The organism is Salinivibrio sp. EAGSL (assembly GCF_013366455.1).
GTDB lineage: Bacteria > Pseudomonadota > Gammaproteobacteria > Enterobacterales > Vibrionaceae > Salinivibrio > Salinivibrio costicola.
This window is the reverse complement of sequence record NZ_JABWMG010000031.1, coordinates 1-11547: the sequence shown is the minus strand read 5'-3', so window position 1 is coordinate 11547 and position 11547 is coordinate 1. Positions and strand designations below refer to the sequence as shown.

6 protein-coding genes, 1 tRNA gene and 2 pseudogenes are annotated in these 11547 nt (G+C 47.5%); 6 read left to right on the top strand and 3 right to left on the bottom strand.

The genetic code is table 11. The features are described from left to right. Window positions 1-308: 308 nt before the first annotated feature. A pseudogene (locus tag HLG76_RS14265) lies at window positions 309-880 on the bottom strand (UPF0149 family protein). A 229-nt stretch (window positions 881-1109) separates the two neighbouring features. Here HLG76_RS14265 and HLG76_RS14260 point away from each other — a divergent pair. Beyond that, a tRNA-Ser gene (locus HLG76_RS14260) sits at window positions 1110-1197 on the top strand. 97 nt (window positions 1198-1294) lie between these two features. Here the strand turns inward: HLG76_RS14260 and HLG76_RS14255 are convergent. Next, window positions 1295-1765 (bottom strand): helix-turn-helix transcriptional regulator, encoded by a 471-nt coding sequence (locus tag HLG76_RS14255; RefSeq protein WP_077661281.1) that lies wholly within the window; start codon window positions 1763-1765, stop codon window positions 1295-1297. Then, a pseudogene (locus HLG76_RS14250) lies at window positions 1762-3122 on the bottom strand (type II toxin-antitoxin system HipA family toxin). The gene HLG76_RS14255 and the pseudogene HLG76_RS14250 overlap by 4 nt, the downstream one beginning before the upstream one ends. An 871-nt stretch (window positions 3123-3993) precedes the next feature. Between HLG76_RS14250 and HLG76_RS14245 the strand changes: the two are divergent. The 5 genes from HLG76_RS14245 to HLG76_RS14225 all read left to right on the top strand — a co-directional run bounded on the left by HLG76_RS14245 (window position 3994) and on the right by HLG76_RS14225 (window position 11501). Further along, window positions 3994-6972: an AAA domain-containing protein gene (locus tag HLG76_RS14245; RefSeq protein WP_368656361.1), complete on the top strand. Its 2979-nt coding sequence runs from the start codon at window positions 3994-3996 to the stop codon at window positions 6970-6972. Window positions 6973-7126: 154 nt separating this feature from the next. Next, the gene (locus HLG76_RS14240) at window positions 7127-7543 is read left to right on the top strand and encodes a hypothetical protein (RefSeq protein WP_175993892.1); all 417 of its coding nucleotides are present in this window, start codon (window positions 7127-7129) and stop codon (window positions 7541-7543) included. After that, window positions 7503-8624, top strand: coding sequence for a hypothetical protein (locus HLG76_RS14235; RefSeq protein ID WP_175993891.1), 1122 nt, complete (start codon window positions 7503-7505; stop codon window positions 8622-8624). Before HLG76_RS14240 ends, HLG76_RS14235 begins: the two co-directional genes overlap by 41 nt. Window positions 8625-8976: 352 nt before the next feature. Further along, window positions 8977-10143 (top strand): nucleotide sugar dehydrogenase, encoded by a 1167-nt coding sequence (locus HLG76_RS14230; RefSeq protein WP_175993890.1) that lies wholly within the window; start codon window positions 8977-8979, stop codon window positions 10141-10143. A 425-nt stretch (window positions 10144-10568) separates the two neighbouring features. Beyond that, complete coding sequence (locus HLG76_RS14225) at window positions 10569-11501, top strand: alpha/beta hydrolase (RefSeq protein ID WP_175993889.1); 933 nt, start codon at window positions 10569-10571, stop codon at window positions 11499-11501. The last annotated feature ends 46 nt before the right edge of the window (window positions 11502-11547 follow it).

Below are 11547 nucleotides of genomic sequence, written 5' to 3'. Positions count from 1 at the left end.
GCGCCTCCGACATTGGCGGTCAAATATTGGCATTGATCGTGACAGGCGCCCGTTGGCAATGTGCACATACCCAACACCGTGCCGAGTCTTGTGTCATCTACGCCAATGGAATCATCGATATATAAATCAGGCGTAGGTCGGCATAAGCGCCAGCACAGTGCCAATAAGTATCACAATGTGGGCCGCGCGCCATCCGACATCGGCGGTTAAATTTGGCGCCGAACGTGACAAGCGCCCGTTTACAATGTGCTCGTATCTAACACAGTGCTGGGGCTTGTATCATCGTCGCCAATGATACTTCTGGCTGTTTACTCCGCATCTTCCGCCAATGCTGCGCCGTGGTGGGTGAGGCCACACAACATAGTTGGCATGGCGTTGAAGATTTCCTCAAACTGTGCCAACTCTTCTGCGCCTTGTGCTTCCATGGTAGAAAGGGCGGTTTCTGGATCGTAAAGCAAGCTGATGGAAAGCACCACGCCGCCGAGTAGGGCATTGCCATCGGTGTTTTCCGGCATCAATGTTTCCCAATCATCACGGGTGAGGCTCCAGCCTTGCAACAAGCCTTCGGCAAAATCGCGCGTGGCTTGGTTGACAATTTCGGCGTCATCCAACAAACACCCTTCCGGCCACTGCCAATTTTTTCCAACAGCTGTTGGCGCTGCGCATTCCAAATATCGACAATCAGGTTCGCGTACTGCTCAAACTGCTCATGGCTTTCAAATGGCGCTTGCTCGTCACCTCCCCACATTACCGGGAGCCACTCACTGGGGCTAATGACATGGGGCGCGGCAGCCATGGCAGTCACCACACCACGGGTTTGCATTTCGTTAAGCAGTTGCGCGCTATCAGCATGTTGGATAAGGAATTCGGATAAAGTCATCAGGCTCTCATTCGTATTCGATTTGTGTGCTGAGTTTAACAGCTTTCATGCTCACTTGCTTCCAGCTGATGTTATCCATATGGATGCGACTGGTGATGGAATAGCCATTTAAACGCAAACCTATCACCAACAACTTGACCGCAAAGCAGCAACTCTCTATAGTACGCCCCGTTAACGCGACAGCGGGGTTATAAGCCACCCAGCGTAAATGTCGTTTAACACACAATATGGTGAGGTGTCCGAGTGGCTGAAGGAGCACGCCTGGAAAGCGTGTATACGGCAACGTATCGAGGGTTCGAATCCCTCTCTCACCGCCATCATTAAAAAAACCGCCCTCGTGGCGGTTTTTTGCTATTTGGTTTTTTGCTATTTGTTTTTTTGCGCAGCATCTAATGCGTTTTGGTACGGCACCTTTCAATCCCTATCACGCTCCGTAAGTAGCGCTCTTAACGTATCAGGAGAAGAGGGGAGCAGCCCGACCTGTAAGCCAAATGGTTTGAATACCTTATTGAGAACCTCCGTATTGTAGCTGCCTCGATCATTCTCGATATCGGAGAGTGTTTTTCTTGAAACACCGACAAGTTTTGCGAACACATCCTGCTTAAGTCCCAGTATGTTAACACGCAAGCCTTTCAACGCTTTGCCTTGGGTTAACTCACCAAACAATAGGCGTTTGATGATTTTGTTCGCTTCGGTTTTACGCTCTGCGGCACTGACAGCCATGGTGTTTTTTGAGGCTTTCGATCGCGTCGGCGGGTTACATTGCGGTTGGTCGTTGATCGAATGAGCGGTCTCTCCCTCTTTTGTGCTCTCTTTTTGGCTGCGGTTTGCCCTCAGGCGAGCGACCACATCTTGTACAGACTCTTTGCTGCTCGGCTTATTCATAAAAGCCCCCAGTTGGCGAGCTTTTGTGACAGATGATTAAATCCAATCGCTGGCATCTCCAAGATTTGTTCGGGAACGCCTCGCAACGCTAGCCGCTGTTTAAGATCCATGCATTTACTTGCCGTCACCTTTAACTCTTTTAATAAGACGTCCTTCGGCACCAGATCAGAGAGAGTGTCCGCGATAGCGACAAAATCATATGTTCCGCCAACTTCGAGCGGCGCTTTCCATTTTGTGGTTCTTGGAATGCCTTCAGGATCCGCTTTCATTGGTGCGAAGTCATAAACAGGCGCGAGCTTGATGACGCCATCAGCTTTTAAGAATGACGTGTTTCTGCCGTGGTTGTCACTATTGCCAAATAAAATGTTGAGAAGGTCTCTTTTCACCCACTCAATCACAAATTCTTGAGAGTTAAATATATACCCTTGGCCTTGAACCGTATGGCTGTTAGTGATTTTCTCGATGAGCGTTCGGATAGTGGTTTCGTGATCAAGGGTAACGCCAGCACCTTTGTTCAACATAGAATACACAGATTCCATACCCAACCTTTCTATTTGTTGGTGACTGACTTGAACATCAAATCGAGGGAGCCATAACGAGGGGTAACTTAAACCTTCTTCCAAGCGCATACCGTCGATGGAGATCGTTTCGACACCCATTTCAGTTAGCTCATGATAATAGTGGAACTCCGCCCTTAGAATGTTGCAGTCGATAGGGCTTCGCGAACCTCTAGGGTACTTGACCAAATAATGGGCGTCGTGGTTATGGTTGTCATCTTGGTATGGATCGATCCATATTTTTCGCGTCCCGCGTGATGATCGAAACCACAACGTAGGACAAGTTTGGGGGCTTCACCGCCAGCGCCCGTTGCCCCACCTGCGGCTGCGCCTCTTTGCTGCGCATAGTCGAGGAAATCACCCGCTCTATTTTTGACATCATCAACAGAGAAGTAGAGGTTGTCTGCCACGTCGTAGCGCTCAGGCAGCGAGTCTTTGATCCTTAGATTGCCAATTGGCGACATGGTACCAAATTTGAGCAAAATATAATTTTGTTCATCGACGCTAAGGTCTTCAATATCCAAGTGCTTAACCCAATACCGTCGGCTAGCACCGCTTGGCATAATATCGTCGAGAAATCGTAACCATCCGGGCTTGCCCAAGTCATCAAAAAAGAATGAAACAGGGTGATTGATTGAAACGGCATGATAATCATCTTGATCATGATGCGCCAATGCATAGTCACTGAGGTAATGGAGCTCCGTCACTCTGAAGTTATGTTGATGACTTTTAGGGAAAGATATTGTACCCACATCTACCCACTCCCCTTTGATAAACGCTTGCACGTTGAGCGCTTCCATCGTCCATCCCTCCACTTACTCATGTGTAAAATACTACTCGTAAAGAACATTTTTTGCAACTTGAGAGTAAAATATTACTCATTAAAAAGAAGTTAGAGTATTTTATGAGTACTAATTTACTCATAAAGTGTGCGGTGTGTGAAGATGTCGCTCACCAAACGATTACCTTCAAAAAATCATTCCCATCCTCACAGCAATTGCCCAAGTTGCTTTTATCCCTTATCCAAAAACGCTAACCTAGTCGCAGTTAAATTTGAGATATAAGCAATAAAGCATGGAATGGATGAAGTGGGCCGCGTATTGGCGTAACTGTTTAGCGGATGCTGACAGCACCAAGGGTGTTTTTAACCGAAAGGAGTTGGCACAAAAGCGTAACATATCCTCCTTCTCATTACGGTCAGGCTGCCTTAATGCAGAAGAAAATGACGGCGAATTATTCAACGATGAGCAGGCGGACGCCATTGCGGTTAAAGCGCATATATGGACGTTCTCGTTTGTTAAACGGAATATCATCGAGCACGGGAAACAGAAAAATAGCGCTTTACCGGACTCTATCGCCCCGATTATTTGCCCCGTGTGGATAACGCGATCAGGCCGGCTTTATCCCGCCTCTGCGCCTTTCGTCTCCCGTGACACCCTTGCGCCTCAACATCAAGACGTGATTACCGTATCAACCGTTGAACAGGTCGATCGCTTTTTATCTAACGCGTCGGTACAGAGCTTAACAGAGTCCGCTGTCGAGGAACTGGAACGTGATAACCCAGAACAGCACTCGTTGATATGGGATCAAGCGTATAACACAGCGCGGGATCTATACGCCTCAGCCTGCCAAACCTACCTAGACGAAAGGGGCTTTAAAGACTTGTATGAAGTGTCCCCCGACGGTGCTTATCTAGAAAAAATTGAAGCGTCAGGTAGCGCATTTCATATCATCAATGCGTATGATTTGATTCGTGAAAATAAGCCGACATTGCCGTTACTCAATACCTACGCGACCTGCACATGCCAGAACAGGCAGCCATGCGAAGACTACATCACGTCGATAAGCAAGAGAATTGCGCATTCCGGTGAGGCGTTTCCCTCAGCAGATGCTCAGCGTGATGCATTGACCAGCACTTTGGATATCGAACCAGGAAAGATGATAGCCATCAATGGTCCACCAGGAACGGGGAAAACAACGTTTGTACTTTCAGCGGTTGCGTCGCTATGGGCGAGAGCCGCACTCAAAGAGGGTGAGCCGCCGATCATCGTGGCAGCCTCCACCAACAACCAAGCGGTCACTAATATTATCGAGGCATTTGGTAATGACTTCGGTGAAGGAAAAGAAGAGTTTGCAGGTCGTTGGCTACCGGATGTAACAAGTTATGGTGGCTATTTACCTGCGAGATCCCGAGAGAAAGATGCTGCCAAAAAATATCAAACGAATGGATTTTATAATGGCCTTGAGAACCGTGATTATCTCGACAAAGCGGCGCATTCCTTTATCGAAAAAGCAGCGTTAGCTATGCCTCATTTGGATCTAAATTCAGACCCAAAACTTGCTATCGAAGCGATAAAGATACAGCTACATACATATTTAAAAAATGCGACAAAAGAATTAGAGAAGATCCAACACAATTGGCAGTGCTACGAAAAAAAGCGCAAGCTTTATTATGAAAACCTTGGCAATGATCCTAAAAAAACACTCGAAGATAACGAAAGAGCACTCGCGCGAGCGAAAATTAAATGCAAAACACTAGATAAAAGCCTAAACCAGTGGCGATATCTCTTATCTAAACAGTCAATAATTGAATCGTTTTTTTTGTTCTTACCCATAGTCAAAAAAAAGCGTCAAGCTAGAATTAAGCATTTTGTTCACACTCAACTGTGTAAAACGGCGCAACTCGTCTATCAAAATGATAGAGAACAATCATTTGAAAAAGAGCTTGAGCAAGCGTTGATCGAACAAAAACATACACTTGCAGCGCAAAATCGACGGCTAAGAAATCTATATCAATGCCAAGAGGAATTTTTTGATTGCCAGCGGAGCTGGAAGAATAGCTGTGAGGCTGTGTTTGATAAATATGGTTCTGATCCAAACGATAAACCTACGCCAGAGCTTGATAAAATAGATAAGTGGCTAGATACGCATGTTCGTTTTTTGGTTTTTCGGCTTTCAGTCCATTATTGGGAAGCCCGCTGGTTGTTAGCGTGTTTCTCCCTCGGAAAAGACATTGATACGCAAGCAAAGAAAACAGGAGAGAAGGCTAGCCTTGCTCGCTGGCATCGAAGAATGATGATTACTCCTTGTATTGTATCAACTTGCCACGCATTGCCGGATCACATGTCGATCACTAGATACCATGAGAGTAAATTTCATACAGATTATCTGTTTAATCATATTGATTGGCTCATTGTCGATGAAGCGGGTCAGGTGTCTCCAGAGGTGGCAGGCGCGAGTATGAGTTTTGCTAAACGGGCGATCGTGATTGGTGATACCCAGCAAATTCAACCGATAAGATCCTTAACCTCAATGGTTGACCAAGGTAATCTAACAAAAGCTGGGCTCACCGAAGTTGCGTCTGATTATGAAAAAACCAAAGATATGGCACGCCTGGTCACGCGAGGGAGTGTCATGCAGATCGCGCAACAGGCAAGCCGCGTACATCATCACCCCGATGCTGAACCAGGTATACTACTGCGAGAGCACCGACGCTGTTACGACGATATTATCGAATACTGTAATCGACTCTGTTACAACGGGCTGCTGATCCCAAAACGTGGTGCAGCTGAACATAAGACTGAAATAGACAGCGAATGTTTCCCAGCATTGGGTTATGCCCATGTCGATGGGGCGGCGATTAGGCAAGCGGGAAGTACCTCGAACCGCGTCGAAGCAATCGCCATTGCCAACTGGTTGCGAGACAATCGCAAGCGAATAGAAGCGCAATTTGGCGAGCCATTGGAACAGGCGGTTGGTGTTGTCACGCCTTTTAGAGCGCAAGTGAACGCGATAAAAGAAGCCTGCCAAGATAATGACATCCACTGTGACAATGACAAAAACAATGACAATAAAAAAAGCATGACAGTTGGTACGGTGCATTCGTTGCAAGGCGCAGCAAGGAAACTGGTGATATTCTCTCATGTGTACAGTCGCCATCAAGATGGACAGTTTATCGATATAGACACAACCATGCTTAATGTTGCCGTATCCCGTGCGAAAGATAGTTTTATAATTTTCGCCGATATGCAAACACTCGCTCATGCGCGGGAGGGATCACCACGGAAAATATTGGCCGATATGCTGCTGTGGCGTGACAACAATGCGCTAAGAGTGGATCCAGTAGAAAGGTCTGACTTATTAAGCAACAACAAAAAGCCTCAGTCCTTGGTGAATGCGCTCGAGCATGATCAATTTCTACATTATATATTAGAATACTCTAAATTAAATATCGACATCGTCTCACCGTGGATACAAGCACACACGTTAAAAAAGACCACTCTCGACCAAGCGATGAAAAAAGCGGTGAAACGCGGTGTAAAGGTTCGCATTTATACTGATAGACATTTTAATACGACACAAAACAACCGTTACAACCCTCAAAAGCAGCAACAGCTCGAAAACTGCATTGCAGAATTGAGTGCCAGTGGTATTGATGTTTATGTCGTTGATGGCGTGCACAGCAAAATAGTGATGGCTGATGATACACATATGGCAGTGGGCTCATATAACTGGCTCAGTGCTGCCAGACAAGGCAGATATAGCAATATAGAAACGTCCCTATATTACTCTGGCCAACTCAAACACGAGTGTCAGACTCACTTAGCCACGTTAGTGCCAGAAATGGTTGCTGAGGCGACACCAACATAATATTGTAAATCATGCCAATGACAGCCGTATCTTATTCATGCACGTCAGTCACTTGTAGCCAATCCGGCTCACTTTTTGCATCACCCACGCCATCATGCATTCAAAGGCAAACACTTGCCGTCAGATTGGCACCAAGACTCAAAGAGTATCAACTATGTTTAACAAGCAACTTTTAGCGATCCTTATCCCTCTAACCTTATCCGGTTGCGGCGGCGGCAGTGACGACAGCGGCGGCAGCCAACCCAAGCCAACCCCTAAGTATACCTTTGATTTCGCACAATTTTATACCCAGTTAAGTGCTGGTAATTGCTCAATTTTTGGGAAAAGAATAGCAGGAGGAAAAGAGTTAAGTGTACTGGCGAACACGGATGTTAGCTTGAGTTTAGATCGTGACAAACTGCTTATTCAATATGCTGATGGAGTAGTAAAAGAAGAAGTACCATTAGATGGTAGTCGCCAACAAATAAACCAAACAGATGTGCCAGAAGGTGGTTACGTTACTTTTTATATTGAATTGTTGGATAAATATTTTGCAACATCCATCCAAAAAAAAATACTTAAAATCGAATGAGATAAATTGGTTAGGGTATGAGAAAGTGGATGCGCCAAATAACCCTCGTTGTGTAACGGGGAATAATGCGCCTGCAACTACATCATATAATGCGATAAGTATAAGTACGGATACAGCCCCGGGTATTATAGGCGTGGCAACGCCTGATAGTCGGAAATTAACAGCTAACCCAACACAATCAATCGATATTGAATCCTCTTTTTCTGTCGGTTTGGGTGTTGCACATCAAGCTGCTAGTGGTGACGGTGAGGTTGAAATTCCTGATAGTGATTTGGACAACCCCCGTGAAATAACCGATTATAAATTCTTTAATCTGTCCGATAATGCCACAGAGGAACTAGACAAGTTAATCGAAAGCAACAGCTGGACAGCTCCCGCAAACACCTACAACCTAACCTCCGCCGCCCTCTATGCTGACTACCAGCAAACGCCCTATATTTGGCAAAACTTGCCTCACAGCGCGAGCGATACCATCACCTACCGCTATGATCCAGACATTAACAATCTGGATTACTTTTTAACCGCAGAAGGAAGCGTGGACGCTTCAGGTGATCAATGGCAACTATCGACCGCGCAACAATTGTCTGATACACAACTAAGCGCGGGATTAGGTCGTACGGATTTGGCAGATAGTGTCACAGTTCCACAACAGGAAAACGCGAATATCGATGGAAGTGGAACGTTAACAGCCTATGGCAATGGTGCTGACGGCCAAGCGGGAATTCAACGTATTGCCTATCAAGCCACAGAGAGCTCGACAACAGTCACACATGTTATCTATGCCGAAGCAAATGCAGAGCAAACTATTCCGATGTTTGATGACAACGGTATTAATGCTGTAATAAGTGGTGCAGATACATTATCTAACTATGACATCAGCGTGATGTACACCAGCGATAACACCGATCAACGCCAAGCTCTCGCGGCGCTCATGGCAGAACATACGGATCCAGGCCAAAGCGACATCACCGATCTCAGCCTTGATAACCTACCTGTTCTCTTCACCACTTACGAGCGAGAGCAACTGGCACGACAAAAGAAAATCATCGATCATTATCAAATATCGACGAGTAATCCTTAGGGCCTAGAGCCTTTCTTGCTCTTTCCCGTCATCTGTAAGCGAAGCGCTCCGTATTCAATTTCCCGAATACGGAGTACTGAATACGGAATACAGAAAGAGCAAGAACCCCAATGCGAGCATAAGGCTGCTTTACCTAGTCTCTAGTTTCTAGAAACGAAGCGTCTCGTCTCTTTCCCGTCATCCATAATCTATTCCCTAGGCCCCAGGACCCTAGGAACTAGGACCTTTATCTACCGGAGTTGGCACGATATGCTTTTTCCGTATTCCGTATTCCGTATTCCGTATTCCGTAATCTTTCCCCTAGAGCCCCCCACGTGATACCATTTTTCCAGACATTACCTAAGGAAAACCAATGAAAATTGCAGTTGCTGGAACAGGTTACGTTGGCCTGTCAAACGCCATGCTACTGGCGCAACATAATGAAGTGGTCGCACTCGACATCGTAGAAGAAAAGGTCAACCTGCTTAACAACCAACAATCACCGATTGTTGATGCCGAAATAGAACAGTTTTTAGCAGAAAAGCCACTCAACTTTACCGCGACGCTCGACAAAGAAAAGGCCTACCAAGGCGCGGACTTTGTGATCATTGCCACCCCTACGGACTATGACCCCGAAACCAACTACTTTAATACCAGCTCAGTCGAGGCGGTGATTAAAGATGTGATGGCGATTAACCCCGACGCGGTGATGGTGATCAAATCGACCGTGCCAGTCGGTTATACCGCACACATTAAACGCAAGATGGACTGCGAAAATATCCTCTTCTCACCCGAGTTCTTGCGCGAGGGCAAGGCGCTTTACGACAACTTATATCCATCACGAATCATTGTCGGTGAGCAATCCGAGCGCGCCCGTCAGTTCGCCACGCTGTTGCAACAAGGCGCAGTCAAATCGGGTATCTCTGTCTTGTTTACCCACTCCACCGAAGCCGAGGCGGTGAAGCTGTTCTCCAACACCTACCTGGCGATGCGCGTGGCCTACTTTAACGAGCTGGACAGCTACGCCGAATCCCACGGTTTAGACGCCCGTCAGATTATCGAAGGGGTAGGGCTAGACCCGCGCATTGGCGATCACTACAACAACCCCTCGTTTGGTTATGGCGGTTACTGCCTACCGAAAGACACCCGCCAACTGCTGGCTAACTACGAAGACGTGCCCAACAACATTATTCAAGCCATTGTTGACGCCAACACCACCCGCAAAGACTTTATTGCCAATGCGATCATCAAGCGTGAACCTAAAGTCGTCGGCGTCTATCGCTTGGTGATGAAATCGGGCTCAGATAACTTCCGTGCCTCAGCCATTCAAGGGATCATGAAGCGGATTAAAGCCAAAGGCATTGACGTGGTGGTATACGAGCCCGTCCTTGAAGAAAATACCTTCTTCAATTCAGACGTGATCAAAGACTTGGAGACCTTCAAACAACGCGCCGACGTGATTGTCGCCAACCGTATGGTCGACGAGATCCGCGATGTAGAAAGCAAAGTCTACACCCGCGACTTATTCGGCGCGGATTGAGGGAAAAACGCAAAGCAGTTCCTAGGACCTAGGATCCTAGGCCCTAGGAACTTTATCTACCAGAGCTGGCACGATAGGCTCTTTCCGTATTCCAATTCCCGAATACCGATGACTGAATACAGAGTACGGAAAGAGCAAGAGTCCCGATGCGAACACGAGGCTGCTTTTCCTAGTCTCTAGAAGCGAAGCGTCTAGTCTCTTTCGGTATTCCGTATTCCGTATTCCGTAAGCGAAGCGCTCCGTATTCCCGAATACAGAGTACGGAAAGAGCAAGAGTCCTGATGCGAGCACGAGGCTGCTTTTTCTAGTCTCTAGTTTCTAGTCTCTTTCCGTATCCTCCCTCGCAAAATCCCCCAAACACCATACAACGCAACCGCCGACCTCGCTTATCCTCACCCGCACATTCATAACCGGTGGATGATGCCATGTTATTTATTACTAGCCGTATACCCGAACAAGGGCCGACCAGTGAGCCAGGCCGCTGGCTAAGCTTTGATAACCAAAATACCGACATCTCAAAGTGGGTGTATTTTTGCCAGCGCGCGGGGCAGGGTGAATACCAAGAGCTGACCGCTGCGCCGTTTATGGCCAAACTGAAAGCCTTACCCACCCATACCCAAATACTCTTTTTGCTCCACGGTTATAACAACCAAATGGAGCGCAACATCTTCCCAATGGCCCAGACCTTACAATACCAATTTGATCGCCTGTCACCCAACGCCATACTGGTGGTGCCGATTATTTGGCCGTGTGATGATGATGGCCGGCTCGGCGCGATTGATGATTACTGGGACGACCAACTTGCCGCCACCGCGTCAGGCTTGGCGTTTAGCCGCTTACTGGCGATGTTTGATGACTGGCGCCGCGCCCCTGAGCAACAAACCAATCCGTGCAAACGGCGCATGAACCTGCTCGCGCATTCTATGGGCAACCGCACGCTCATCAGCACCTTTACCCATTGGCACCAACATGCCGGGCTCGACACCATGCCACAATGGTTTCGGCATATCTTTATGATGGCCGCCGATGTTGATAACCAAGCGCTAGAGCCGCACCAGCCAGGGAAAGCCGTCCTCGATGCCGCCAAACAAGTGCATATTTACTATGCCGCCGACGATTTAGCCATGGCCGCCTCAAAAGTGGTGAACGTCCGTCACCGCATCGTCACCCGCCGCCTAGGCATGACCGGCCCCGAAAACCTCGACGCGCTCCCCGCCAAAAAAGTCACCGTCACCGACTGCGATGCCTTTAACGACCACTTCGACCCAAGCTGGGGGCATACCTACTTTCTCACCGACGACAACAACCACCCAAGCCCATTGATAGAACAGATGATGGATAAGATGATAAGAGACTAGAGACTAGAGACTAGAGACTAGAGACTAGAGACTAGAGACTAGAGAC